The organism is Pseudomonas sp. EggHat1 (assembly GCF_014892995.1).
Taxonomy (GTDB): domain Bacteria; phylum Pseudomonadota; class Gammaproteobacteria; order Pseudomonadales; family Pseudomonadaceae; genus Aquipseudomonas; species Aquipseudomonas chaetocerotis.
The window spans coordinates 130,367-155,787 of record NZ_JACKQK010000007.1 but is presented as its reverse complement, the minus strand read 5'-3'; the positions used below and the strand labels follow the sequence as shown (position 1 = coordinate 155,787).

Below are 25,421 nucleotides of genomic sequence, written 5' to 3'. Positions count from 1 at the left end.
CCACTTACTCCTCGACGCCATATTCTTTATCGAGTTTGTTCAGTCTCCACGCGTAGTGAAAAATGAGCCCGATGAAGAAGAGGATGGAGCCTTGCTGTGCAAACCAGAATCCGAGGTCGGAACCGCCGACGGAGATTCCCGCGACCATCGGACGCAGAATCATGGCGAATCCGTAGGAAACCAGCGCCCAGATAATCAGGCTCCAGGTGATGAGCCGCACATTGGCCTTCCAATAGGCCGCAGCATTTGTTTGTTCAGAAGTCATAGACGCCTCCGGTTATTGTTATTCTGATGCAGCTTCAAGCTAGCAGCAGGCCAGTACCGGCCGACAGATAGACATTGGTATTAGCCGCATCGCGACGTTTCGTGGATTCATTGCAAACGCTAAAAACGCTAGTAGAGAAGCGGCATCTTTCAAGTGATTCACTGCGACAAAACCGCATTTGATAATGATTCTCTAAGGCAATAGAATCCCGGGCCCTCCCCCTCCCCCGCCCCAAGGATTCACACCATGCGACGCCTGGTCGTACCGCTGCTCGCCCTTCCCGTCCTCGCCTGTCACAACGCCTTCGCCAGCTCGGACAACGACACGCCACTGGCGCTTGAAGAAATGCAGATCACCGCCCCCAGCGAGCGGGCCGACGGCCCGGTGGATGGTTACCGTGCCAGCCGCTCGGCCAGTGCCACCCGAACCGACACGCCAATCCACGAGATCCCACAGTCGATCAGCGTCGTCCCCGCGCAGGTGGTGCAGGACATCGGCGCGGTGCGCCTGGAAGATGCGCTGGACTATGCCGGCGGCGTGGAGCGCGGCAACAACTTCGGCGGCCAGGGTCTGACCGAATTTCTGATTCGCGGCTTCAACAGCCAGGAGTTCTACCGCAACGGTTTCGCCGTCAACCGTGGCTACCCGAACATGCCCGACGCCAGCACCATCGAGCGCATCGAAGTGCTACGCGGCCCGGCCGCCATGCTCTATGGCCGCAGCGATCCGGGCGGCACCTTCAACATCGTCAGCAAGCAGCCGCAGGCCGAGCGCCGCACCGTGCTCGGTAGCCAGGGCAACAGCGAGGGCCTGCGCCGTGGCACCCTCGACACCACCGGTGCGCTGGATGAGCAAACCGCCTTCACCTACCGCCTGAATTTGGTGGCCGAGGGCGGCGACAGCTTCCGCGATGACGTCGAGAGCGAGCGCTACAACGTCGCCCCGGTACTGCGCTGGCAGCTCAATGAAGACAGCGCTGTCACCCTCGAGGGCGACTACCTGCACAACCGCCACCCGCTCGACCGTGGCGTCACCCGCTACGCCAACCAGCAGGGCAAGCTGCCGCGCGACCGCTTCCTCGGCGAAGAAGCCGCCGGCAAGCTGACCAACGAGAACGCCAGCACGCAACTGCGCATCGAGCATCTGCTCAACGACAGCTGGACCCTGCGCGGCGGCGTACAGTACCTCGATGGCAAGATCTACGGCGGCGCCGTGGAGAACAACAGCAACGCCTACACCGGCTTGGCAGCAGGTGCCAGCACCATCGGGCGCAACTACAACGAGCGCTGGCTGAACTGGAACGACGTCAACGCCCAGGCCAACGCCGAAGGCAACTTCGATCTCGCCGGCTTCGCTCACACCCTGCTGGTGGGCGTGGAGTACGACAAGTTCAACTACAACTCGCTGATCATCCGCTCGCCGGGCGGCGGCGCTTACCCCATCGACCTGTACAACCCGGTGCATGGCCAACCGCTGCCGGCGCTGACCCGCACCACCACCCACGACGCCGAAACGCTGAAGTCCTACGCCTTCTACCTGCAGGACCAGATCGCCCTGACCGAACGCCTCAAGGCGCAGGTGGGTGCGCGTATCGAGCGCTTCGAGCAGAGTTATGCGGACAAGCTCAACGCTGGCGGCAACTGGGATCAGGCGCATAACGCCGTCACCCCGCGCTTCGGCCTGATCTACGACCTCACCGACGAACTGGCGGTGTTCGCCAACACCTCGCGCTCGTTCAAGCCCAACCGCGGCGCGGACCGCTTCGGCAACGCCTTCGATCCGGAAAAAGGAATCGCCCATGAAGTCGGCATCAAGTACGACATGGCCGACCGCGACCTCAGCCTGACCGCCGCCCTGTTCCATATCGTCAAGGAAAACGTGCTGACCAGCGATCCGCTCGACAGCACCCGCAGCATCGCCGCCGGCGAAGTGCGCAGCCGTGGTTTCGACATCAACCTGGCCGGCAACATCACCCCACAATGGCGTGTGATCGGCGGCTATGCCTACGTCGACGCCGAAGTCAGCGAAAGCACCAGCACCACCATGCCGGTGGGCTCGCGCCTGGCCAACGTGCCACGCCACAGCTTCAACCTGCTCGACACCTACGAGTTCGACAGCGGAGCCCTGACCGGCCTGGGCCTGGGCGTTGGCCTGAAATACGTCAGCGAGCGTCAGGGCCAGACCAGCAATAACACCTTCGACATGGACGGCTATGGCCTGGTCGACCTGTTGGCCTACTACCCGCTGACCGAGAACGTGCGCCTGAACCTCAACCTGAACAACGTCTTCGACAAGCACTACGAAGAACGCGCCTGGAACGTCTGGAGTTATCCGGGTGAGCCGCGCACGCTGCAGGCGGGGATTTCGGTCAGCCTGTAACCATGAGCGCCAGGTGGGCGGCGCTCACCTGGCGCTCAGCGTTGTAGCCCGGATGCAATCCGGGGATGGTCTGTTGCGCTGTTCTCGGACTGCACCCGGGCTACGGGCCTTCAGAGCGGGTCGGAGGCCAGTTCGATCGGCAGCAGATAGCGCTCCTCGTCGTACTCGATGGGCAACTGGTAGCGGTGCGTGCTCTCTTCGACGGTCTGGCATTGACCATCGACCAGCGCCATGCGTCGTTCGACACGGGTGTCCTTGAGCCACAGATCGCGATAGCCCTCGTTACCGATACGCTCGGTGATGATGACCACCCCCTTGGTTTCGCTGAACTCTCCCGTGCAATTGGTATCCCACTCGCCCCATGACAGCGCGACCGGCAACTCCCCGAGCAGCGGTCGAAGGCGCTGTGCCTCCAGCTCATACAGATGCAGCTGCGTTTCACTGAAGGGATTTGCCCGCGAACTGTTCTCGCGCGAGATTCGCAGACCAAAAGCCAGATCATCTCCACGCAGACGATAAGGCGCGGTATCGAAGGCCAACCTGGTCACGTAGATCGCATCCCAGTCCAGCCGATTGGGCTCCACCAGCCGTGCCACGACATGGTGCTTGACGCTATCGAGCAGCAGCACTTCAAGATCCGTCTCGCCATGACTTTCGTGCTCTGCGCGCACCAGTGGCATCGCGATCAGGGTCAGCTCAGGCCGCGCCGGCCAGACCTTGCAAATGCTCTGTTCGGCATCCACCCGATAGCGCCCGCGCTCATCCTCGAGCACCTGACTGGCTGTATGGCCCGGGTGGGCAATCTCGATCCAGGTGGGCAACTGCTGCCGACAATCATCGGCCTGTGCCAGGCTCGCCAACAGCAGACAACCAAGCGCGGTGGTCAGTCTCTTTTTCATCCTTGAAGCACTCCCGTTCAACGAACCGCGAGTCTACGCGGCTGCCCGCCCACTGCCCATGATGAACATCGCGAAACAACCAGGCGATACGCAGCGCCAAGAGATGCCCGGCGCGCGCCTCCTCGCGCAAACCGACATGCCCACTCATGCCCGATACCACAGGCGCATGAAGCCCAGCGCGAGCAGCAGGCCGACCTGACCCAGCGCCGCACACAGCGACAGGAAAGAGCGCAGCGTGCTGTTTTGCGCCGCGTCCTGTATGCCGGTCAGAGCACTCCAGAGGCTCTCTGGCAGCACCATCAGACTCAGACTTGCCAGCGGTTTGCCAGTCAGCAGCAGGCCGTCGATCAGGTTGAACCAGCCGCAGAACATCAGGCCGATGAGGATCATCACCGCCACCACCAGGCCGAGGCCCAGGCAGGCGGAAAACTGCATGAGAAGACGCATGGGATTCCCTCCAGAGACAGGGCGCGGCCTGCACCGCGCCGATCAGGTTCAGGCTTGCGGAGCGCTGCGGGCGACGCCGTACCAGTCCAGTTTCCGGGTCAGTACCATCACGCTGCCGAGTACGCCGAACACCAGCAGCGAGCCCATCAGCAGGGCGTAGTCCTCGGCGTTGAGCAGGCCGTAGAGCATGGCGTACAGGGCTGCCAGCAAGGCGCCGAAGCCCATGCCACGCCGCCAGCTGTGCAACACGAAGCTGACGTAGAAGCCGATCAGGCCGACGCAGGCGCTGGCGGACAGGCCGTAGGCCAGGGCGAACTCCAGATGCTCGGAGAGCGACAAGAGCAGCAGGTAGAACAGCGCCAGCGACAGGCCGACCAAGGCGTACTGCACCGGGTGCACGGCCAGGCGCTTGAGCACCTCGAAGAGGAAGAAGGTGGCGAAGGTCAGGGCGATGAACAGCAGCGCATATTTGATCGCACGGTCGGTCTTCAGGTACTGATCCACCGGGTCGACGAAACTCACCCCGAAGTTGCGGCCGAACAGCCCCTGGCAACGATCACCGCCTACGCAGTCGCGCAATGCTTCTTCCAGGTTGGTGGCGAAGAAACTGGTCTGCCACTCGGCGATAAAGCCTGCAGCGCTGATCTCGCGGCGGCTCGGCAGGTATTCACCGACAAAGCTCGGATGCGGCCAGTCGGAGCTCAGCTTGACCCGGCTATCGCGCCCGACCGGCACCACCGAGAGCTGCTCGGTGCCCTGCAGCTTGAGGTCGAAGGCGAACTCGAGGGTTTGCCCGCCCTGCGCATCCAGGGCCGGGATCGGTGCATGCACGCCGGCGCCGAAGTTATCGTCAGCACTGCCTGGCGCGAAGCTCAGGGTCTGGCCATTGAGGCGCAGTTGCAGGTCGTTGCTGATGCCGCGGATATCGCTGATACCGACCGAGAGGAAGGGTTTCTCGAAGCGGTAGAAGCCCAGCTCGTCACCCAGTCCCAGGCGCGCCGGCAGGCGGAATTGGCCGCTGACCTGACTGTCGCTGCGGTACAGGCGCGCCTCGTAGATGCCACGGGCACGCAGCTCGGTGCCAACTGTCCCTTCGAGCACGAAGCGCTCCGGCAGGAAGTACAGGCGACCACGCCGCTGACGCTCTTCGCTGTAGCGCTCGCCAGTCTTCTCGTTGGTCTTCCACTCGTGGGTGGTCTTGATATAGGGCAGCACCAGGATCGGCCCGGTGATCTGCTGGCGGTAGCTGGAACTGCGCGCGATATCCTGCAGCACCTCATGGCGCAGGCCTTGGCGCTCGTCGACCAGGCCATCGATCATCAGCAGGGGAATCATCAGCAGCAGAATCAGCAGGGCGATGGCGCCCAGCTTGAAGCCCAGGGAACGGCTCATGGTACGGCTCTCCGTAGCGAGTGAAGGTACGGCAGAGTCTGGGCAACGGCGGTGGGAGGCGTATGGGGCGAGCGTGGAGATTGTGTGGAGAATGGGTGAAAGAGAAAGGGCGCCGATTCAGGGCGCCCTTTCTAACTGCAATGCGGCATGAGACTGCTCCCGCGTGATGGATATCCGGATCAGCTGATACGGCCGGCACCTACGCGGTCGGCACCATCTTCGGCTACGCGGTTCAGGCCCACGCGGTCAGCACCACCTTCGGCTACGCGGTTCAGGCCAACACGATCAGCGCCACCTTCAGCTACACGGTTCAGGCCAACGCGGTCAGCACCACCTTCAGCTACGCGGTTCAGGCCTACGCGGTCAGCGCCACCTTCGGCTACGCGGTTCAGCCCCACGCGGTCGGCACCACCTTCGGCTACACGGTTCAGGCCCACGCGGTCAGCACCACCTTCGGCTACACGGTTCAGGCCTACGCGGTCAGCGCCACCTTCGGCTACACGGTCCAGGCCCACGCGGTCAGCACCACCTTCGGCTACACGGTTCAGGCCCACGCGGTCAGCACCACCTTCGGCTACACGGTTCAGGCCCACGCGGTCAGCACCACCTTCGGCGACACGGTTCAGGCCTACGCGGTCAGCGCCACCTTCAGCGACTACAGGGGCTGCGGACTGTTGAGCGTTGATCTGCGGCAGGGCGAAAGCACTGGCGGACAGGGCGGCGATAACGAAGCTGGCGAGGATTTGCTTTTTCATGTTCGTTCTCCTGAGAGGGGGTGATTAACTGGCTACGGTTGCCATGTTACGCACGCCCCAGAACGGCAAAAGGCACATCTCGGGATAGTGACAATCGACGCCATCGATACCTGAGAAATCGCTTATCGATCAGACAGATAGTTGCCACGAACAGTAGCCCAGCGCCGTCCTCGCCTTCAGTCCTATTCGGCACGGCAGCGGGTGAACGGCACTGGCATCTGTATAAAAAACCAGTAAAACTTCGCACCATGCTCAGCCTCGACGCCCCCGAACTCTATTACCTGGCCAACTTCCGCAAGGCCCTCGCCTGGCTCGATACCCATCACCGCGACCTGATGGATGACGCCGAGCGCGCTTTCGTAGCGGATTTCCCCCAGTTGTCACTGCCAGCCCAGGCGCTGCTGGTGCGCCTGGTGATGCGCAAAGGCGTGCACTTTCGTGTCAGCAAACTGCGCTATGCCGAGATCGGCGATATTCCGACCGCTGCCGCTCCCTTGCTGGAACTGGGCTGGCTGATCGACTGCGCCGCACTGAGCTTCGACGAACTCGGCACCCTGCTGCTCAAGGACGAGCTGGCCGCACATTTCGCCAGCGACCTGCCAGGCGGCAACCTGAAGAAAAGCGCAGTGCTCGACCATCTGCGCGAGCGACACACAGAGCCGCGCAGCCTGGCCGACTGGTGCCCGCAGTTGGACGAGCGCCTGCTGAGCCTGGCCATCGGGCCGCTGTGCGACCGCCTGCGCCTGATGTTCTTCGGCAACCTGGCGCAGGACTGGTCGGAATTCGTACTCGCCGACCTGGGGATATTCCGCTACGAGCAGGTGCCGATCACCCCAGGTTCGCGCGGTTTTCGCCACCGCCAGGACGTCGACGACTACTTGCACTTGCGCGCCTGCCGCGAGGCTTTCGAGGCCGGCATGGCGGTAAACGAGGTACTGCAGCAGCTCGGCGATTTCAGCAGCGACAGCGCCCACATCGGCGAACGCCACCAGCGCCTGCTGCTGCAACTGGCGCAGCATCTAGAGCGCACTGGCGAGCTGGACTCGGCGCTTGCGCTGTACCGCGACACCCGCGCGGTGGGCTCGCGGCAACGGCAGATCCGCGTGCTGGAGCGTCTGGGTCAGGATGCCGAAGCCCTGGCGCTGGCCGAACAGGTAATTGCAGCGCCGCATAATGCCGAAGAAGCGCAACTGGCCGAGCGAGCACGCACACGACTGAGCAAACGCCTCGGCCTGCCGCCGGCGGCCAAGGTGGCGAAACTCATCGAGGATCGCCTCGACCTGCGCCTGCCGCGCGCCGCCAGCGTCGAGCTGGCCGTGGCCATGCACCTGGCCGAGCCGGACGCGCCGGTGCATTACGTGGAGAACACGCTGATCTGTGGGCTGTTCGGCCTGCTCTGCTGGGAGGCGATTTTCGCCCCGCTGCCCGGCGCCTTCTTCCACCCCTTCCACACCGGTCCGGTGGACCTGCACCGCGCCGATTTCCATACACGCCGTAGCGAGCTGTTCGCCGCCTGCCTGGCGCGCCTGGAGGATGGAAGTTACATCGAGGCCATGCGTCGCACCCACGCCGAGAAGTTCGGTATCCAGTCGCCCTTCGTGTTCTGGGAGCTGCTCGGCGCCGAGCGCCTGGAACAGGCGCTGGTCTGCCTGCCGCCGGCGCACCTGGCCGCCTGGTTCCGCCGCCTGCTGGCCGACATCCGCGAGAACCGTGCCGGCATGCCCGACCTGATCCAGTTCTGGCCGGCCGAGGGGCGCTACCGAATGATCGAGGTAAAAGGCCCCGGTGACCGCCTGCAGGACAACCAGAAACGCTGGCTGGCCTTCTGCGCCGAGCACGGCATGCCGGTCAGCGTCTGCTACGTGGAGTGGAGCGATTGAGCCTGCGCATCGCCGTGCGCGAGCTGTGCGAGTTCACCGCCAAGGAAGGTGACCTCGACCTGCGCTTCACCCCCTCGCCCACTGCCGCCGAAGGCATGGCCGGGCACGCCACGGTGGTGGCCCGGCGCGGCCCGGATTACGTCTCCGAGCTGCCGCTGATCGGCGCGTTCGAGGGACTGACGGTCAGTGGCCGCGCCGATGGCTTCGACCCCGAGTTTCGCCTGCTGGAAGAGATCAAGACCCATCGCGGCGACATCTCACGCATCCCCGCCAACCACCGTTTGCTGCACTGGGCGCAGGTCAAGATCTACGGCTGGCTGCTGTGCCAGGAACTGGGCTTCGAGGAACTGGATCTGGCGGTGGTCTACTTCAACGTCATGACCCAACAGGAAACGGTGTTCCGCGAGCGCCATAGCGCCGCCTCACTGGGCGAGTTCTTCGCCCTGCACTGCCGCCGTTACATCCACTGGGCGCGCCAGGAACAGGCCCACCAGCATGCGCGTAACCAGGCGCTAGACACTCTCAGCTTCCCCTATGACGAGTTTCGCCATGGCCAACGGCAACTGGCCGAAGCGGTGTACCGCGCCGCGCGCGACGGCCACTACCTGCTGGCACAGGCCACCACCGGCATCGGCAAGACCCTCGGCACCCTGTTCCCGCAGCTCAAGGCCATGCCCGGCCAGCAGCTCGACCGCCTGTTTTTCTTGAGCGCCAAGACACCCGGCCGACGCCTGGCACTGGATGCCCTGCAGCGCCTGCACGAGCCGGACACACCGCTGCGCGTGCTCGAACACGTGGCCCGTGACAAGGCCTGTGAACACCCGAGCAAAGCCTGCCATGGCGACTCCTGTCCGTTGGCCAAGGGCTTCTACGACCGTCTGCCGGCGGCACGCAGCGCGGCGCTGAAGGAGCGCTGGCTGGATCAGAAGGCCGTGCGCAACATCGCCATCGCCCACGGCGTATGCCCCTACTACCTGAGCCAGGAGCTGTGCCGTTGGAGCGACGTGGTGGTGTGCGACTACAACTACTACTTCGACCTCGGCGCCCTGCTGCACAGCCTGACCCAGATCAACCAGTGGCGCATCTGCCTGCTGGTGGACGAGGCGCACAATCTGGTGGAGCGCGGGCGCGGCATGTACAGCGCCGAGCTGGATCAGGCGCGCTTCAAGGCCCTGTGCCGCGACGCGCCGAAGCGACTGAAGAGCGTGCTGGAACGGGTCGACCGCCACTGGGATCAGCTGCACCGCGAGCAAGAGGTGCCCTATCAGGTCTACCCGCTGGCGCCGGACTTGCTGCTGGCCGCGCTGGGCAAAGCCGTTAGCGCCATCACCGACCTGCTCACCGACCAGCCGGAGGGCAATGCCGGCGAACTGCTCAGCTTCTATCTCGATGCAATGCTGTTCTGCCGCCTGGCGGAAAGCTTCGGCTCGCACTCGCTGTTCGACATCAACCGCGTCGAGGCCGGCAATGGCCGCAGCTACTCGACCCTGTGCATCCGCAATATCCTGCCTGCACCCTTCCTCGGCCCGCGCTTCGAAGACGCCCACAGCGCCACGCTGTTCTCCGCCACCCTCAGCCCCAGCCACTACTACCTCGACCTGCTCGGCCTACCGGAAGAGACCCAGTGCCTGGACGTCGCCTCGCCGTTCAGCGCCGAGCAACTGCACGTGCAGGTAGTGCGCAACCTGTCGACCCGCTACCAGCACCGCGACGCGTCGCTGGCACCGATCTGCCAATTGATGGCGCGCCAGTACGCCGAACGCCCCGGCAACTACCTGGCCTTCTTCAGCAGCTATCAGTACCTGGAACAGGTGCTGCAACAGCTGCGCCGTGATCACCCGCAGATCCCGCTATGGACGCAATCACGGCAGATGGACGAGGCGGCGCGCCAGGGCTTTATCGAACGCTTCCAGATCGGCGGGCGCGGCATCGGCTTCGCCGTGCTTGGCGGTGTGTTCGGCGAGGGCGTCGACCTGCCCGGCGAACGCCTGATCGGCGCCTTCGTCGCCACCCTCGGCCTGGCCCAACTCAACCCGATCAATGAAGAAATCCGCCAGCGCATGGACGCCCTGTTCGGCAATGGCTACGACTACACCTACCTCTACCCCGGCTTGCAGAAAGTGGTGCAGGCCGCCGGCCGAGTGATCCGCACCCCGGAAGACCAGGGCGTGCTCTACCTGATCGACGACCGCTTCGCCCGCCCGGAAGTCCGCCGCCTGCTGCCGACCTGGTGGCAGGTGGAGCTGCTGCGCTTGCCCGTCACGCTGCCCTTGCTGGAAAGCTGAAAAAGCGCGGTGCGCGCGGCGCACCCTACGGGAATGGCGGCGCTTTTGCAGGATGCGCTGCGCGCACCGAATCAGGCGCCCGGCAACTGCAGTATGACTTCCACGCCGCCCTCGATATTGCCGATGCGCAACTCACCACCATGCAGCTCGGCCACTTCCTGGACGAAGTTCAGGCCCAGGCCGGTGCTCTTGCGGCCGCCGTTGGGGCGCGGTAGGGAGTAGAAGCGTTCGGTCAGGCGCGCCAGCGCGTAGTCGGGGATGGCTTCGCCCTGGTTGAACAGGCGCAGCGCGATGCGCTCGCCATCGCGCTCGGCGGCGATGCGGATATGCCCGCCGGGCGGAGTGAAGTCCAGGGCGTTGTCCAGCATGTTGGCCAGTGCCTGGCGCAGCAGGAAGCGCTCGCCGCGCAGGCTGAGGCCTGCTGGCACAACCTGTTCGATCTGCAGGTTGGCGGCGGTGATACGCGCCTGTTGAGCCTGCAGCAGTTCCTCCACCAATGGCGCCAAAGGCACCGGCACGCGCTCCTCCAGACCCTGGCGTTGCTCCACCTGTGCCAGGTGCAGCAGGCGTTCGATAAGGTTCTGCAGGCGCGCGCTTTCCTGCTGGATATTGGCCACGAAACGCTGGCGCTGCTCGGCCGGCATGTCGCCGTCAAGCAGTTCGGCGGCGCCACGGATGGCCGCCAGCGGGCTTTTCAGCTCGTGGGTCAGGGTGTGCACGTAGCGCTCGACGTAGGCCTTGCCCTCCAGCTCGGTGCGCATGCGCTCCACCGCCTTGGCCAACTGACCCAGTTCGCCGCCACGCACAGTGGGCATCTCGGCGCGTTGGCCCTCGCTGACGGCCTGGGCGTAGCGAGTGAGCTTGCCCAGCGCCGCGCTGAGCCACCAGGACAGCCCCGCGCCGATCAACAGGCCGAGGCCGATCAGCCCTGCGCCGAGCCAGCCAAGGCGCGTTTGCGAGCGCTCGATATAGGGCTGCAGGGTGCGGTTGGGTTTGGCCACCGAGACCACGCCGATGATCTGCTCGCCATCCCTGATCGGCGCGGCGACGTACATCACCGAGGAGTCAGGATCTTCCGGGTCTTCACGGGTCGAGCGCGCGCCGTACTGGCCGCGCAGGGTCAGCAGCACATCGTTCCAGCGCGAATAATCCTGGCCGACCGCCAGGCCGGTGGAGTCGAGCAGGACGATGCCCTTGTCGTCGGTGACATAGATGCGGTGGTTGACCTCGGCCTTGGTCAGCCCCCAGATGCTCGCCTGCGGCTGGCGCCGGCCATAGGCTTCCAGCGCTTGGTGCAGACGGCCTTGGCCGAGGGTGCCGGCCTTGACCTCGTCGCGCAATATCTCGGCCAGCAGGTTGGCGGTATCGACCAGGGTTTCCTCGGTGCTCTGGCGCACGCCGGGGCGAATCTCGTCCATCACCGTGCTCAGCACGAACCAGCCGGCCAGGCCAACGAAGAGGAAGTAGACGAGGAAGATGCGCACGCCAAGTGGCATGACTCAGGCCTCCGGCTCGAAACTGTAGCCCAGGCCGCGATGGGTCTGGATCGGCTCTTCGCTCGGGGCGATGGCGCGCAGTTTGGCGCGTACGCTCTTGATATGGCTGTCGATGTTGCGCTCGTAGCCGGCCTCGCTGGCCACGCCGAGGGCATCGAGCAATTGCTCGCGCGAATAGACCCGGCATGGCTGACCGAGCAGCGTGCGCAGCAGGCGAAATTCGTGGCGGGTCAGGCTCAGGGCCTGGCCATGGTAGTGAATGCGAAAGGCGGCATCATCGATCTGGAAAACGCTCGGCGCGCTGGCTGCTGGTGCTTCACGCGGCGCCACGCGCTTGAGGATGGCCTTGACCCTGGCCGCGACTTCGCGCGGGCTGAAAGGCTTGACCACGTAGTCGTCGGCGCCGATTTCCAGGCCAACCACACGGTCGATCTCCTCGCTGCGGGCAGTGAGGAAGATCACCGGCAGCTCGGAGAAACGGCGCAGGCGCTTGCACACCTCGAAGCCGCTGATATCGGGTAGGCCGACATCGAGAATGGCCAGGTCGAAGGTGCCGTTTTCCAGCAGCGTCAGCGCCTCGCCACCCAGGCTCGACCACTGCGTGGCGAAGCCTTCGGCCTGCAGGGCATAGACCAGCGTATCGGCAATCGCGGCTTCATCTTCGACTATGAGTATCTGCGGCATCGGGCGTCCTGCACCTGTGGGGCAACGGCGGCAGACTGCCGGGGGCCGGATCATGCGTCAAGCGGGCGATAGCGTAGGACTGGGGCAAGCCGTCAAAGGTGGTTGGCGGGTTACACCCGCCCTACGTGACAAGCGCCGCTGCGACTGCATGGATGCAGGAGGTAGAACGAAGCAGGACGCCAGAGCCGAAAGCGCCTCCCACGAGGTTTCGCTCACCCGTAGCCCGGATGCAATCCGGGAAATCGTGCCATTCGTTCCCCGGATTGCATCCGGGCTACGCGCTCAGGGAATCTCACCGCGGATGTACTGCTCCAGCTGACGGATCAGGTCGGCCTGTTCGGCAATGGTTTCCTTGACCAGGTCACCGATGGACAGCAGGCCGATCAACTCGCCCTCGGCCAGCACCGGCAGGTGACGCAGACGGCGCTCGGTCATCAGCTCCATGCAGTACTGCACGCTGTCACGTGGACCGACGCTGATGACGTCGCTGGTCATGATTTCACTGATCTTGGTGTTGAGCAGCGAACGCTCGGCCAGCGCTACCTTGCGCACGTAGTCACGCTCGCTGACGATGCCTACCAGGCGCCCGCCGGAGAGCACCACCAGTGCCCCGACACCCTTTTCGGCCAGCACACGCAAACCGTCGAGCAGCGAATCCTCACGGTCGACGCTGTAAACGTAGGCATGGGCTTTATTGCGAAGAACTTCTGCGGCGGTTTTCATGCTGGCGACTCCTTTTGTTGTTATCCGTTTTTAGCAGAGTTGGCCGCCGCGGTCAGCCTCACTGGAGGCTGAATCGTCCAGTATTCTGCGCCAGCCCTTCGCTGCCTCTGCGCAGTTGCTCGGCGGCGCTGCTCACGGCCTGGGCGCCATCGAGTAGTTGTCCGGCGGCCTGATCGACCTGCTGGATATTGCCACTGACCTCATCGGCGGTGGCCGCCTGCTGCTCGGCAGCCGTGGCGATCTGCGCCAGGCGGTCGCTGACGCGCTGCACCGAGTCGACGATGTTCTGCAGTTCATCGCCCATGGCCAGCACGCTGCCGATATCGCCGTCGGCCTGGCTGCAGGCTTCTTCCATCAGAGTGACCGACTGACCAACCACGCGCTGCAGGTTGTCCACGGTCTGGGCGATTTCCTGGGTCGAGTCCTGGGTGCGCTTGGACAGCGAGCGCACTTCGTCGGCGACCACGGCGAAGCCTCGACCAGCCTCACCCGCGCGCGCCGCCTCGATAGCGGCATTGAGCGCCAGCAGGTTGGTCTGCTCGGCAATACCCTTGATCACCTCGACCACACGGTTGATCTGCTGGGTCTGATCGCGCAGTTGCTGCAACGCTGCAGCGCTGTCACCGAGACGGCTGCTGAGATGGCGCATGCTGGCGCTGGTGCGCTCACTGCGCTGGTTGCTGCTCAGCGCCACTTCACGGGTCTGCTGCGCTTCCACTGCGGCCTGCTCGCAGCTTTGCGCCACGCTCTGTGCGGTGGCGGCCATCTGCGTTGCCGCGGTGGCGATCTGACTCATCTGCGCCTGCTGCTGCTCGACGGCATCCAGAGCATCACGCGCCTGGCCACCGAGCAGTTGCACCGTGCTGTCCAGTTGCTGGCTTTCGCGGTTGACGCCTTGCAGCGAGTCGCGCATCTGTTCGACTGCGGTATTCAGCGCCTGGGCGATGGCGGCCAGGTCGTCACGACCGTTGACCTCCATGCGCACGCGCAGGTCGCCGTCACGCAAACTACGCGCGGCCTCGATGATGTTGCTGGTGCTGATGCGGATCGAGGCGTTCAGGCACATCAGCACGTACATCGCCAGCAGGGTCAGCACGCTGAAGGCGCCGATCACCTCGATCATCGAGTGCAGCGCCTGCTGCCGGTAATGGCCGAGGCTGGCGGTGAACTGCTGATAGAGCGCTTGCTGCAGGCCCTGCAGCTGGGTTTCCAGCGTTTCGACACGCTGCACGAACTGCTCGGGCGTGAGCGCCATGGGGCTGGCCTCGAACATGTCGCGGTCGATCTGGGTGAGGAAGTCGTCGAACGCCTTGAGCGAGGCGTCAAAGGGCGCGCTCAGTTGGCGCATGGCCTGCGGCGCCTCGCGCGACAGGGTGATCTGCGCCTTGACCAGTTGCGCCCGTTGCTCGTCCAGGCTGCGGCGCAGATCGCGGATCAGCACCCGGCTCTGCAGGGTGAAATGCTGGGAGACCACAGCGCCATGGCCCTGAGCGGCAAAGGTGCCGAGCTGCTCGAGCAGTCGCGGCATGATGTAGGTGATCTGCTCCATCATCAGGTAGGTGTCGAGGCGTGGATCGAGAATCAGGGTACTGTCCGTCGCCACCTGCTCACGCAAGGCGATCAGCGACAAAAGTGCCTTCTGGTAGCGTTCCAGCGCATCGGGCAGGGCAACCTTGGTCAGCCCTGCAGCTCGCAAACCATCGCGTTCGCCCTGCAGGGCCTGGAAATGCTCGCGCGCCTGATCGCTGATCAGGTCGCTCTGCAGCGGTTCAGCAGCCTGCTGCAGGGCCTCGTCGAGCTTGGCCTCGCGCTGCTGCAGCAGCCCCTGCGCAGCATTCTCGGTGCCCTTCCAACGCGCCAGCAGGGTGCGCTGGGCAATCAGCTCATGCTGCACCTGCGCCATGCGTTCCAATGCTTGCGCGCCTTCCACCTCGAAATCAATGGACTGCAGGCGTGACTGGTAGTCACTGCTGATGATCCACAGCGCGTAACCGAGCGGAAGCGCGAACAACAGGAACACCAGCTGAAACTTGTGGGCAAAACTGAAACGCTGCAGAAGCCGTACACCCGGCTTGAGTACTCCCGTCATAGCGACACCTCAACGACCTAAAGGGCCTACAGGCCTGGCAAAGAATTGCATATAGCAAAAAGCAGGCCCGCCGCCCCTTGGGGCAAGGAAGTCGATACTGGGCACTCTCGACGAGTGTAATGGCCAATGACTATCAGCCTTTTCCGAAATGCGACAATTAACTCAGCATTGGGGACGATCGCGGGTATATCGCTCGGCCGGGTCCACCGCTGCACCAAGATCGCGCATGGCGCTGGCACCGATCAGCAACGGATAGCTGAAGGTGCTGCGATCCGTCAGGTTGACCTCGATGGTGCGCTCTTCTTCGCCCAGGCAGATCGGCATCTCGATCACCGGGCGCTGCGAGTAGGCGACTTCCTTGATCTCGGCGTCACCCTCTTCGGCGCGCTTCTTGATCTCGGCGATGCGCACCAGCGGGTGTTCGTAAATCGTATCTTCGGCGCCATCGACAGCCAGGCGGAAGCGTACCCAGTCTTCGCCGTCGCGCTTGAAGGGTTCGATGTCCTTGGCCGACAGCGAGGCAGTCATCGCGCCGGTATCCATTTTGGCCTTGAGGGTCTGGCCCAGAGCAGGGAGCTTGATCAGTTCGTAGCGGCCGTAAAGGTCCGGTTGTTCATCGGCCATGGTCGGCAGACTGATGGCGGCGGCCAGCAGGAGCAGAGCGTATTTCAAGGTTGAGTCCTCTCGTTTGCGGTGACCGAACCTAGGACTGCCCTGCACCCGGCATGTTCCCTCTGAAAGCGTTACAACGTGCTGCAAACTAGCGTCCGCGCCCCTCCAGATCCATCCCACTCCACAGCTCGTCAAGCCGCTCGAAACCCCAGTCTTCAGCCGACTCACGGCCGACGATGCGGTCCTGATCGGTGATCTTGCTCAGATCGACAACGCTCTGCGGCAACGGCAAACGCGACTTGGCCGAGAAGAACACCTTGACTCTGGGCGCCAGCAGCGCCTTGGGATTCTGCTCCATGACTACCGCCAGGCGTCCACTCTGCAAACGCACCAGCGCGCCGACCGGGTAAATGCCGACGGTCTTGACGAAGGACTGGAACACCAGCTCGTCGAAATGCCCCTTCCACTCGGCCATCTTGCGGATCGACTCGGCCGGGTCCCAGCCCTGCTTGTACGGACGGTTGGACGTGATGGCATCGTACACGTCGCAGACCGCGCCCATCTTCGCCATCAGGCTAATCTGCTCGCCCTGCAGACGGTGTGGATAACCGCTGCCATCGACCTTCTCGTGGTGATGCAGGCACACATCAAGGACCAACGCACTGACCTGCTTGCTGGCGATCAGAATGCCGCCACCCTCCTCCGGATGCTTGCGCACCTTGGCGAACTCGTTGTCGGTGAGCTTGCCGGGCTTGTCCAGCAGCTCCTGCGGTACGGCCATCTTGCCGATATCGTGCAGCAAACCGGCCAGCCCGGCCTCGCGCACGGCCGCTTCGGGCAGACCGAGCTGGCGCGCCAGAGCGATCATCAGCGCACACACGGCGACCGAGTGCATGTAGGTGTATTCATTGCTGTGCTTGAGCCGCGCCAGGCTGATCAGGGCGTTGGGGTGGCGCATCACCGACTCCGAAATTTCCTCGACCAGTGATTCGGCCTGCTCGAACTGCAGCGCCTGGCCCATGCGCGCATCGCTGAACATGTCCATCACCGCCTGCTTGGAGCGCGCGCAGAGCTTCACGGCCTGCTCCAGTTCCTGCTCCATCGACAGCATCTTGACCTTGGGCGGCTCGATAGCGGCGAGCAACCGCGCCTCGGCTTCGCACTGGACCTCGGCCTCTGTCGCGGCTCTCACACCAACGGCGACATCGGCGCCCTTGCTGACGTCGATCCACAACTCGGTGATCGCACTGTCGCGAATACGAGCGAGGTCTTTTTCGGAGTTGAGGACAAACTTGGACTTCCAGAAGGGATGATCCATCCAGGAACCACAGAACTCCTGGATGAACATTCCGACGCGTAGATCAGCGACGGCGATCCGTTTGAGCATGATGCATACCGGCAGGTTGAAGCGCCTTCCGTGGGCGGGATGTCCCTTGGTGACGATCATTGGTTTATAGACGCTGACCTGGCAATAGGCCAGTGGGTGATGCTTTGAGCAAAATGCCGGGCTTGCATAAGATGGCCGCTCACTGCACGCCATGGAGTCGACATGCGCCCTCTGCTGACCGGCCTCGCCAACATCGTCCTGCTGCTCGCCAATACCCTGACCCTGATCGGCCCACTGCTGCTGATCGCCCTGGCCAAGTTCGTCTTGCCCGGGCAAAGCGCCCGCGATACCTGTTCGCGAGGGGTGATGTGGGTGGCCGAATTCTGGGCAGAGAACTGCAAACGCATCTTCGCCCTGCTGACACCGACGCACTGGGACATTCGCGGCAATGCGGAGCTGCGCAGAGACCGCTCCTACCTGGTGATCAGCAATCACCAATCCTGGGTCGACATTCCCGCCCTGGTGCAGGCGTTCAACCGCAGAACGCCCTACTTCAAGTTCTTCCTCAAGCAGCAACTGATCTGGGTGCCCTTCCTCGGCCTGGCGTTCTGGGCGCTCGATTACCCCTTCATGAAGCGCTACTCCAAGGCATTTCTGGACAAGAACCCGCATATGAAGGGCAAGGATCTGGAGATCACCAAGGCCGCTTGCGAGAAGTTCAAGCGCCTGCCGGTGACCGTGGTCAACTACCTGGAAGGCACCCGATTCACGCCGGCCAAGCAGGCCCAGCAGCAGTCGCCCTACCGCTACCTGCTCAAGCCCAAGGCCGGCGGCGTAGCGTTCGTCCTCGCCACCCTCGGCGAGCAGATCGATGCCGTGTTGGACGTGACGCTGGTGTATCCCGGCCAGCAGGTTCCGGGCTTCTGGGCCTTACTCAGCGGCCAGGTGCCGAAGGTGATCATCGATATCCAGACCCTCGAACTGGACCCGGCGCTGTACCAGGGCGATTACGAGAACGACGCCGAATTCCGCCAGTACCTGCAGGAGTGGGTGAGCCAGCTGTGGCGGGACAAGGATGCCCGTATCGAGCGCCTGCGCGAGCGCGACACATCGTAGGGTGCGCCGTGCGCACCGATCTTCCAAAGCCATTGGTGCGCGCGACCTCAGCAGCCCCTCGACGCCCTGTCGTTCGGCTTTCCGAACGAGCCACCCCGACTTATTCGCCAAGCCGAACGCATTACGTCATCGAATAAAAATAAAAACCTTTAAATTCAAGCAGTTACTTGATTAACAGGCACTGGCACATATCCTGCTCCGTCCTCCTCAGGAATGCGATAGACCTTCCCTGAGCAAAGTGGCGTACCGCGCCATCACAACAACAACATCGAGGACTCGATTCATGCGTACCTTCCACCGTGTACTGAGCGTGGCCATTGCCGCCGCCGTCCTTTCCATCCCGGTGACCGCTGCGGAACTGACCGGCACCCTGAAGAAAATCAAGGACAGCGGCACCATCACCCTGGGCCACCGCGACTCGTCCATTCCCTTCTCCTACTTCGGCGACAACTCGCGCCAGCCGATCGGCTACTCTCATGACCTGCAGCTGCAAGTGGTCGAGGCGATCAAGCAGGAACTGGGCATGCCGGACCTGAAGGTACGCTACAACCTGGTCACTTCGCAGACCCGCATCCCGCTGGTGCAGAACGGCACCGTCGACCTGGAGTGCGGCTCCACCACCAACAACATCGAACGTCAGCAGCAGGTCGACTTCTCCGTCGGCATCTTCGAGGTGGGCACCCGCCTGCTGGCCAAGAAGACCAGCGGCATCAACGATTTCGAAGACCTCAAGGGCAAGAACGTGGTGACCACCGCCGGTACCACCTCCGAGCGCCTGATCAAGTCGATGAATGCCGAGAAGAAGATGGGCATGAACGTGATTTCCGCCAAGGATCACGGCGAGTCCTTCCTGATGCTCGAATCCAACCGCGCCGTCGCCTTCATGATGGACGACGCCCTGCTCGCCGGCGAAATGGCCAAGGCCAAGAAGCCGGACGACTGGGCCGTGGTCGGCACCCCGCAATCCTTCGAGATCTACGGCTGCATGGTGCGCAAGGGTGACGCTGGCTTCAAGCAAGTGGTCGACAAGGCCATCAGCGACACCTTCGCCTCCGGCGAGATCAACGACATCTACGCCAAATGGTTCCTCCAGCCGGTGCCGCCGAAGGGTCTGAACCTGAATTTCCCCATGAGCGACGAGCTGAAGAAGCTGATCGCCAACCCGACCGACAAGTCTGCAGAACAGATCTGACGGTGATGCGCCGCAACGCTCACAAGGCGTGACGGCGCGGGGACTCCGGGGAAGCCAGCGGCTTCCCCAACCTAATTCCTGACGAAGCCGAGACCGTCCGCCCAGGCGGATACGGGCAACTCTTGCCTTCGTCAAAGTAGAAACATATCCACGATCTCGCGAGCTAGAGCTATGCAAGGCGCAACGACCAACGGGAGTAACAGCCAAAGGCTGGCCCGAAGGGCGAGCGCCAGCGAGTAAAACAGATGAGGAAGCGGAGTGTGCTGTAGCACATGAGCATGACTCACTTCGTTCGCCCCTTCGGGGCCGCACTGAAGTGCGTTAGTCGCAAGCGACTTCCGAATCTGCTTTTAACGCAGCAGAGCCGACGCGCAGCAGATCGTTTCCTCACAAGAGGGAATCTGCAATGAATTACAACTGGGACTGGGGCATCTACTTCAAGTCCACCGGCATTGGCAGCGAGACCTACCTGGACTGGTTCATCACCGGTCTGGGCTGGACCATCGCCATCGCCCTGGCCGGCTGGATCATCGCCCTGGCGCTGGGCTCTCTGCTCGGCGTGATGCGTACCCTGCCAAACCGCTGGCTGTCCGGCCTGGCCACTGCGTACGTGGAAATTTTCCGCAACGTGCCGCTGCTGGTGCAGCTGTTCCTCTGGTACTTCCTGGTGCCGGACCTGCTACCCGAGCCGCTGGAGCTGTGGTTCAAGCAGGACCTCAACCCTGCCACCTCGGCCTACCTCTCGGTGGTGGTGTGCCTCGGCCTGTTTACCGCCGCGCGGGTCTGCGAACAGGTACGCACCGGCATCGAGGCGCTGCCCAAGGGCCAGACCGCCGCAGCCTACGCCATGGGTTTTCGCCTGCCGCAGATCTACCGCAACGTGCTGCTGCCGCAGGCCTACCGCATCATCATTCCGCCGCTCACCAGCGAGTTTCTCAACATCTTCAAGAACTCCTCGGTGGCGTCGCTGATCGGCCTGATGGAGCTGCTGGCACAGACCAAGCAGACCGCCGAATTCAGCGCCAACCTGTTCGAAGCCTTCACCCTGGCCACGCTGATCTACTTCACCCTGAACATGAGTCTGATGATGATCATGCGCATGATCGAGAAGAAAGTTGCCGTGCCTGGCCTGATCTCCGTAGGGGGTAAATGATGGATTTCAGCGAAATCATCCCCGCCCTGCCAGGCCTGTGGGATGGCATGGCGATGACCCTGCAACTGATGGCCCTGGGCATCATTGGCGGGGTGGCACTTGGCACTCTGCTGGCCCTGATGCGCTTGTCGCACAACAAGCTGCTGGCGAATATCGCTGCCACCTACGTCAACTACTTCCGCTCGATCCCGCTGCTGCTGGTGATCACCTGGTTCTACTTCGCGGTGCCGTTCATCCTGCGCTGGATCACCGGCGAAGATACCCCGATAGGTGCGTTCAGCTCGTGCCTGGTGGCCTTCGTGATGTTCGAGGCCGCGTACTTCTGCGAGATCGTGCGTGCCGGTATCCAGGCCATTCCCAAGGGTCAGATGGGTGCCTCCCAGGCGCTCGGCATGAGCTACGGCCAGAGCATGCGCCTGATCATCCTGCCGCAGGCCTTCCGCAAGATGACGCCGCTGCTGCTGCAGCAGAGCATCATCCTCTTTCAGGACACCTCGCTGGTGTACACCGTGGGCCTGATGGACTTCCTCAACGCCGCTCGTTCGCGTGGCGACATCATTGGCCAGCCCCATGAGTTCCTGATCTTCGCCGGCCTGGTCTACTTCACCATCAGCTTCGCCGCCTCGCGCCTGGTCAAGCTTCTGCAAAAAAGGTTAGCCGTATGATTTCCATCCAGAACGTCAACAAGTGGTACGGGGACTTCCAGGTGCTGACCGATTGCAGCACCGAGGTGAAGAAGGGCGAAGTGGTTGTGGTGTGCGGGCCGTCCGGCTCGGGCAAGTCGACACTGATCAAGTGCGTCAACGCGCTGGAGCCGTTCCAGAAGGGTGACATCAACGTCGACGGCACCTCCATCGCCGACAAGAAGACCAACCTGCCCAAGCTACGCTCGCGCGTCGGCATGGTGTTCCAGCATTTCGAGCTGTTCCCGCACCTGACCATCACCGAGAACCTGACCATCGCGCAGATCAAGGTGCTCGGCCGCAGCAAGGAGGAAGCCACCAAGAAGGGGCTGGCCCTGCTCGATCGTGTCGGTCTGGCTGCCCATGCGCACAAGCATCCTGGTCAGCTCTCCGGTGGCCAGCAACAGCGCGTGGCCATTGCCCGTGCCCTGGCCATGGACCCGGTGGTGATGTTGTTCGACGAGCCGACCTCGGCGCTCGACCCGGAGATGGTCAACGAGGTGCTGGATGTGATGGTGCAACTGGCCCAGGAAGGCATGACCATGATGTGCGTGACCCACGAGATGGGCTTCGCACGCAAGGTCGCCGACCGGGTGATCTTCATGGACGCTGGGCAGATCGTCGAGGATTGCCCGAAGGAGGAGTTCTTCGGCGACATCAACGCCCGCTCCGAGCGCGCCCAGCAGTTTCTGGCGAAAATCCTTCAGCACTGACCTGTCGCGCCTGACGTAGCCCGGATGCAATCCGGGGATGACCGTTCACGGCTTCCCGGATTGCATCCGGGCTACACATCCACATATCTGGCCAGTCTGGGGAGGACTATGATGCAATGCCTGCCCGCCCTTACTCGCGCCGATCTGACCGTGAAACCGCGCCTGATCCGTCACCTGTCGCTGATTCTGCTGTTCCTGCTGCTGGTGCTCGGCTGCGGCTACGCCGCCTATCACATCAGCGACCGTGCCGGCATCCGCGCGCTGGCCGAAGACGGCGAGCGCCAGCTGGAACTCAACGCCCGCGCGGTGGAAAGCGAAATCACCAAATACACCTACCTGCCCAGCCTGCTGGAACTGGAAGGCAACGTCTCGCGCCTGCTGCTGGCGCCTACGGCCTATCGCCGTCATCACGTCAACATGTACCTGCAGGGCCTCAACGAACGTAGCGGCAGCCTGGCCATCTACGTGCTCGACCCGGACGGCCGGGTGATCGCCACCAGCAACTGGGACGAGGCCGACAGCTACCTCGGTGAGGACCTGTCGTTCCGTGCCTACTACCAGGACGCCATCAAAGGCCGCCCCGGCCGCTTCTACGGCATCGGCAGCACCACCGGTGAGCCTGGTTACTACCTGGCCCATGGCCTGCGCGAGGGCAATCGCATCATCGGCGTGGCGGTGGTCAAGGTGCGCCTCGACACCCTCGAAGAGCGCTGGCAACGCGCGCTGCTGGAAGCCTACGTCAGCGACGAGAACGGCATCATCATCCTCGCCAGTGATCCGATGGTGCGCCTGAAGTCCGTACGCCCGCTCGACGAAGCCACCAAGGAGCGCCTGGCGCGCAGCCTGCAATATCACTGGGCGGCGCTGGAAGAACTGCAGCTATTCAACCGTTCGCCTCTGGACGAAGGCATCGAACAGGTCAGCTTCGCCACCGCCGGCACGCCCGCCAACTACCTGCTGCAGACGCGTCGTCTGGAAGATACGCCGTGGCACCTGACACTGCTCAGCCCACTTCAGGAGCAACGCAGCGCGGCCATGAGCCACGGCATGCTGGCGGCCGTGGCGGCGGCTCTGCTGGCCTTTCTGCTGATCGCCTGGAACGAGCGGCGCAAGGTCATCGCCACGCGTTTGGCTGCTCGCGAGGCATTGCAGGCAGCCAACGACGAACTGGAACGCAAGATCACCGAACGCACCGCCGACCTGCAGGCCAGTAATGAACGCCTGCAAGCCGAGGTGCGTGAACGCCAGCAGGCCGAGACCACCCTGCGCCAGGCCCAGGACGAACTGGTGCAGGCCGGCAAGCTGGCGGTGATCGGGCAGATGTCCACCAGCATCGCCCACGAACTGAACCAGCCGCTGGCAGCGCTGCGCACCCTGTCCGCCAATGCAGTGCGCTTTCTCCAGCGCGGCGCGCTGGATGTCGCCAGCAGCAACCTGCAGAACATCGCCGAGCTGGTCGATCGCATGGGCAAGATCACCGCCAGCCTGCGCGCCTTCGCCCGTCGTACCGGCGACCAGGGCGAGGCTTCGCTGCAACAGGCAGTGGACGCCGCGCTGCTGCTGTTGCACCCGCGCCTGCAGCGCACCCGTGTACAGATCCACCACGCGTTCACCGAGACGCGCCTGAACATCGAGCAGATTCGCCTGGAGCAGATTCTGGTCAACCTGATCAGCAACGCCCTCGATGCCCTGCAGCCACAGACCGACAGGCAGATCTGGCTGAGCGGCGCCAGCGAGGCCGGGCATTATCAGTTGGAAGTGCGCGACAATGGCCCCGGCATCGCTCCGGAAGCCCGCGCGCACCTGTTCGAGCCCTTCTTCACCACCAAACCCGGCGAGCTGGGCCTGGGCCTCGGCTTGACTCTTTCCGCCAGCCTCGCCGCCGCTGCCGGCGGCAGCCTCAGCGTGCGCCACCCCGAAGAGGGCGGCACCGCCTTCGTCCTCAGCCTGCCCTACCCGCGAGAGCCACAAGCATGAGCGACCGCCTGACCGTCCTGATCGTCGAAGACGATCCCCATGTGCTGCTCGGCTGCCAGCAGGCCCTGGCGCTGGAAGATATCCCCAGCATCGGCGTTAGCAGCGCCGAAGAAGCGCTGGCGCAGGTCGACGCGGACTTCGCCGGCATCGTCGTCAGTGACATTCGCCTGCCCGGTATCGATGGCCTGGAACTGCTCACCCGCCTCAAGCAGCGTGACCCGAGCCTGCCGGTGGTGCTGATCACCGGCCACGGCGATATCGGTATGGCGGTCAGCGCGATGCGCGACGGCGCCTATGACTTCGTCGAAAAACCTTTCTCCCCCGAGCGCCTGGTAGACGTCGCCCGCCGCGCTCTGGAGCAGCGCAGCCTGGCCCGCGAGGTCAGCGCCCTTCGCCGCCAGTTGGCCGGGCGCCAGGCGCTGGAGCAGCGCATCATCGGCCGCTCGCCAGCCATACAGCAGTTGCGCGAACTGATCGCCAACGTCGCCGACACCAACGCCAACGTGCTGATCGAGGGTGAGACCGGCACCGGCAAGGAGCTGATCGCCCGCTGCCTGCACGACTTCAGCCGACGCCAGCACAAGCAGTTCGTCGCGCTCAATTGCGGCGGCCTGCCGGAAAGCCTGTTCGAGAGCGAGATTTTCGGTCACGAAGCGCATGCCTTCACCGGCGCCGGCAAGCGCCGCATCGGCAAGATCGAGCACGCCGACGGCGGCAGCCTGTTCCTCGACGAGATCGAGAGCATGCCGATCAACCTGCAGATCAAGCTGCTGCGCGTGCTGCAGGAGCACAGCCTGGAGCGGCTTGGCTCGAACCAGTCGATCAGGGTCGACTGTCGGGTGATCGCCGCGACCAAGGCGGATCTCGGCGAGCTGGGCAAGCGCGGCGAGTTTCGCAGTGACCTGTATTACCGCCTCAACGTGGTGACCCTGGAGCTGCCACCGCTACGCGAGCGGCGTGAGGACATCGCCTTGCTGTTCGAACACTTCCTGCAACTGGCGGCGCTGCGCTTCGACCGCGGCGTGCCGGAGCTGGATCGACACACCCTGGCGGCGCTGACCGCCCACGACTGGCCGGGCAACGTGCGCGAACTGCGTAACGTTGCCGAGCGCTTCGCCCTCGGCCTGCCCGTGTTCAAGAAAAGCGGCCTGGCCGACAGCAACGCGCTGGGCTTCAACGAAGCCGTGGAAGCCTTCGAACGCAACCTGCTGGCCGGCGCGCTGGAGCGCCACGCCGGCAACCTCAGCCAGGCGGCACAGGCACTCGGCCTGGCCAAGACCACGCTGTTCGACAAGGTGAAAAAATACGGGCTGCAATAATTAAAAAAGGAGCCCGCAGGCTAATGCCTGTCAGT

Annotated in this window: 21 protein-coding genes; 10 read left to right on the top strand and 11 right to left on the bottom strand. The window is 63.6% G+C overall.

Features of this window, described 5'->3' with window-relative positions; genetic code table 11:
- Positions 1-4: 4 nt before the first annotated feature.
- Entirely contained in the window at positions 5-265 is a 261-nt protein-coding gene (locus tag INS93_RS13345; protein ID WP_192982687.1) for a DUF4212 domain-containing protein, read from the bottom strand.
- 246 nt (positions 266-511) lie between these two features.
- Here INS93_RS13345 and INS93_RS13340 point away from each other — a divergent pair, with 246 nt between their 5' ends.
- Entirely contained in the window at positions 512-2,644 is a 2,133-nt protein-coding gene (locus INS93_RS13340; RefSeq protein WP_192982685.1) for a TonB-dependent siderophore receptor, read from the top strand.
- Positions 2,645-2,754: 110 nt separating this feature from the next.
- On the opposite strand, the gene INS93_RS13335 is transcribed toward INS93_RS13340, so the two are convergent.
- The 4 genes from INS93_RS13335 to INS93_RS13320 form a co-directional block, all read right to left on the bottom strand.
- Positions 2,755-3,543, bottom strand: a complete 789-nt coding sequence (locus INS93_RS13335) for a hypothetical protein (RefSeq protein WP_192982683.1) — start codon at positions 3,541-3,543, stop codon at positions 2,755-2,757.
- 144 nt (positions 3,544-3,687) lie between these two features.
- Positions 3,688-3,990: a hypothetical protein gene (locus INS93_RS13330; protein ID WP_192982679.1), complete on the bottom strand. Its 303-nt coding sequence runs from the start codon at positions 3,988-3,990 to the stop codon at positions 3,688-3,690.
- Between the two features lie 48 nt (positions 3,991-4,038).
- On the bottom strand, positions 4,039-5,382 hold the full coding sequence (gene creD / locus INS93_RS13325) for a cell envelope integrity protein CreD (protein WP_192982676.1): 1,344 nt from the start codon (positions 5,380-5,382) through the stop codon (positions 4,039-4,041).
- A 179-nt stretch (positions 5,383-5,561) separates the two neighbouring features.
- Positions 5,562-6,137, bottom strand: a complete 576-nt coding sequence (locus INS93_RS13320) for a phage infection protein (protein WP_192982673.1) — start codon at positions 6,135-6,137, stop codon at positions 5,562-5,564.
- A gap of 248 nt (positions 6,138-6,385) precedes the next feature.
- Here INS93_RS13320 and INS93_RS13315 point away from each other — a divergent pair, with 248 nt between their 5' ends.
- A complete protein-coding gene (locus tag INS93_RS13315; RefSeq protein WP_192982670.1) occupies positions 6,386-8,017 on the top strand; it encodes a VRR-NUC domain-containing protein in 1,632 nt (543 codons plus the stop codon).
- Complete coding sequence (locus INS93_RS13310; RefSeq protein ID WP_192982667.1) at positions 8,014-10,302, top strand: ATP-dependent DNA helicase; 2,289 nt, start codon at positions 8,014-8,016, stop codon at positions 10,300-10,302. The genes INS93_RS13315 and INS93_RS13310 overlap by 4 nt, the downstream gene beginning before the upstream one ends.
- A 71-nt stretch (positions 10,303-10,373) precedes the next feature.
- Here INS93_RS13310 and creC read toward each other — a convergent pair whose 3' ends face one another.
- The 6 genes from creC to INS93_RS13280 all read right to left on the bottom strand — a co-directional run bounded on the left by creC (position 10,374) and on the right by INS93_RS13280 (position 17,293).
- Entirely contained in the window at positions 10,374-11,798 is a 1,425-nt protein-coding gene (creC, locus tag INS93_RS13305) for a two-component system sensor histidine kinase CreC (RefSeq protein WP_192982665.1), read from the bottom strand.
- Between the two features lie 3 nt (positions 11,799-11,801).
- Positions 11,802-12,482, bottom strand: a complete 681-nt coding sequence (creB, locus tag INS93_RS13300) for a two-component system response regulator CreB (RefSeq protein WP_192982662.1) — start codon at positions 12,480-12,482, stop codon at positions 11,802-11,804.
- Between the two features lie 282 nt (positions 12,483-12,764).
- Positions 12,765-13,205, bottom strand: coding sequence for a CBS domain-containing protein (locus INS93_RS13295; protein WP_017675802.1), 441 nt, complete (start codon positions 13,203-13,205; stop codon positions 12,765-12,767).
- A gap of 58 nt (positions 13,206-13,263) precedes the next feature.
- A complete protein-coding gene (locus INS93_RS13290) occupies positions 13,264-15,294 on the bottom strand; it encodes a methyl-accepting chemotaxis protein (protein ID WP_192982659.1) in 2,031 nt (676 codons plus the stop codon).
- Positions 15,295-15,456: 162 nt separating this feature from the next.
- The gene (locus tag INS93_RS13285; protein ID WP_192982657.1) at positions 15,457-15,966 is read right to left on the bottom strand and encodes an ATP-dependent zinc protease; all 510 of its coding nucleotides are present in this window, start codon (positions 15,964-15,966) and stop codon (positions 15,457-15,459) included.
- Positions 15,967-16,054: 88 nt separating this feature from the next.
- Positions 16,055-17,293 carry an HD-GYP domain-containing protein gene (locus tag INS93_RS13280; RefSeq protein WP_192982654.1) on the bottom strand — a complete coding sequence of 413 codons (1,239 nt, stop codon included), beginning with the start codon at positions 17,291-17,293 and terminating at the stop codon, positions 16,055-16,057.
- Positions 17,294-17,455: 162 nt separating this feature from the next.
- Here INS93_RS13280 and INS93_RS13275 point away from each other — a divergent pair, with 162 nt between their 5' ends.
- From INS93_RS13275 to INS93_RS13245, 7 genes are all read left to right on the top strand, one after another.
- Positions 17,456-18,349 (top strand): acyltransferase, encoded by an 894-nt coding sequence (locus tag INS93_RS13275; RefSeq protein WP_192982652.1) that lies wholly within the window; start codon positions 17,456-17,458, stop codon positions 18,347-18,349.
- A gap of 283 nt (positions 18,350-18,632) precedes the next feature.
- Positions 18,633-19,541, top strand: coding sequence for a glutamate/aspartate ABC transporter substrate-binding protein (locus INS93_RS13270; RefSeq protein ID WP_192982649.1), 909 nt, complete (start codon positions 18,633-18,635; stop codon positions 19,539-19,541).
- Positions 19,542-19,947: 406 nt separating this feature from the next.
- Positions 19,948-20,694: an amino acid ABC transporter permease gene (locus INS93_RS13265; RefSeq protein WP_079782594.1), complete on the top strand. Its 747-nt coding sequence runs from the start codon at positions 19,948-19,950 to the stop codon at positions 20,692-20,694.
- Entirely contained in the window at positions 20,691-21,359 is a 669-nt protein-coding gene (locus INS93_RS13260; RefSeq protein ID WP_192982646.1) for an amino acid ABC transporter permease, read from the top strand. Before INS93_RS13265 ends, INS93_RS13260 begins: the two co-directional genes overlap by 4 nt.
- Positions 21,356-22,090, top strand: coding sequence for an amino acid ABC transporter ATP-binding protein (locus INS93_RS13255; RefSeq protein WP_017675811.1), 735 nt, complete (start codon positions 21,356-21,358; stop codon positions 22,088-22,090). Before INS93_RS13260 ends, INS93_RS13255 begins: the two co-directional genes overlap by 4 nt.
- A gap of 108 nt (positions 22,091-22,198) precedes the next feature.
- On the top strand, positions 22,199-24,067 hold the full coding sequence (locus INS93_RS13250) for an ATP-binding protein (RefSeq protein ID WP_192982643.1): 1,869 nt from the start codon (positions 22,199-22,201) through the stop codon (positions 24,065-24,067).
- On the top strand, positions 24,064-25,386 hold the full coding sequence (locus tag INS93_RS13245; protein WP_192982641.1) for a sigma-54-dependent transcriptional regulator: 1,323 nt from the start codon (positions 24,064-24,066) through the stop codon (positions 25,384-25,386). Before INS93_RS13250 ends, INS93_RS13245 begins: the two co-directional genes overlap by 4 nt.
- The last annotated feature ends 35 nt before the right edge of the window (positions 25,387-25,421 follow it).

Bases quoted from the DNA above. Each gene is read 5' to 3' on its own strand.
- INS93_RS13245 (WP_192982641.1), top strand. From the start codon at position 24,064: ATGAGCGACCGCCTGACCGTCCTGATCGTCGAAGACGATCCCCATGTG.
- INS93_RS13255 (WP_017675811.1), top strand. From the start codon at position 21,356: ATGATTTCCATCCAGAACGTCAACAAGTGGTACGGGGACTTCCAGGTG.
- INS93_RS13290 (WP_192982659.1), bottom strand. From the start codon at position 15,294: ATGACGGGAGTACTCAAGCCGGGTGTACGGCTTCTGCAGCGTTTCAGT.
- INS93_RS13345 (WP_192982687.1), bottom strand. From the start codon at position 265: ATGACTTCTGAACAAACAAATGCTGCGGCCTATTGGAAGGCCAATGTG.
- creB (WP_192982662.1), bottom strand. From the start codon at position 12,482: ATGCCGCAGATACTCATAGTCGAAGATGAAGCCGCGATTGCCGATACG.
- INS93_RS13340 (WP_192982685.1), top strand. From the start codon at position 512: ATGCGACGCCTGGTCGTACCGCTGCTCGCCCTTCCCGTCCTCGCCTGT.
- INS93_RS13315 (WP_192982670.1), top strand. From the start codon at position 6,386: ATGCTCAGCCTCGACGCCCCCGAACTCTATTACCTGGCCAACTTCCGC.
- INS93_RS13295 (WP_017675802.1), bottom strand. From the start codon at position 13,205: ATGAAAACCGCCGCAGAAGTTCTTCGCAATAAAGCCCATGCCTACGTT.
- INS93_RS13265 (WP_079782594.1), top strand. From the start codon at position 19,948: ATGAATTACAACTGGGACTGGGGCATCTACTTCAAGTCCACCGGCATT.
- INS93_RS13280 (WP_192982654.1), bottom strand. From the start codon at position 17,293: ATGCTCAAACGGATCGCCGTCGCTGATCTACGCGTCGGAATGTTCATC.
- INS93_RS13260 (WP_192982646.1), top strand. From the start codon at position 20,691: ATGATGGATTTCAGCGAAATCATCCCCGCCCTGCCAGGCCTGTGGGAT.
- INS93_RS13270 (WP_192982649.1), top strand. From the start codon at position 18,633: ATGCGTACCTTCCACCGTGTACTGAGCGTGGCCATTGCCGCCGCCGTC.
- INS93_RS13320 (WP_192982673.1), bottom strand. From the start codon at position 6,137: ATGAAAAAGCAAATCCTCGCCAGCTTCGTTATCGCCGCCCTGTCCGCC.
- INS93_RS13275 (WP_192982652.1), top strand. From the start codon at position 17,456: ATGCGCCCTCTGCTGACCGGCCTCGCCAACATCGTCCTGCTGCTCGCC.
- INS93_RS13335 (WP_192982683.1), bottom strand. From the start codon at position 3,543: ATGAAAAAGAGACTGACCACCGCGCTTGGTTGTCTGCTGTTGGCGAGC.
- INS93_RS13250 (WP_192982643.1), top strand. From the start codon at position 22,199: ATGATGCAATGCCTGCCCGCCCTTACTCGCGCCGATCTGACCGTGAAA.
- creD (WP_192982676.1), bottom strand. From the start codon at position 5,382: ATGAGCCGTTCCCTGGGCTTCAAGCTGGGCGCCATCGCCCTGCTGATT.
- creC (WP_192982665.1), bottom strand. From the start codon at position 11,798: ATGCCACTTGGCGTGCGCATCTTCCTCGTCTACTTCCTCTTCGTTGGC.
- INS93_RS13330 (WP_192982679.1), bottom strand. From the start codon at position 3,990: ATGCGTCTTCTCATGCAGTTTTCCGCCTGCCTGGGCCTCGGCCTGGTG.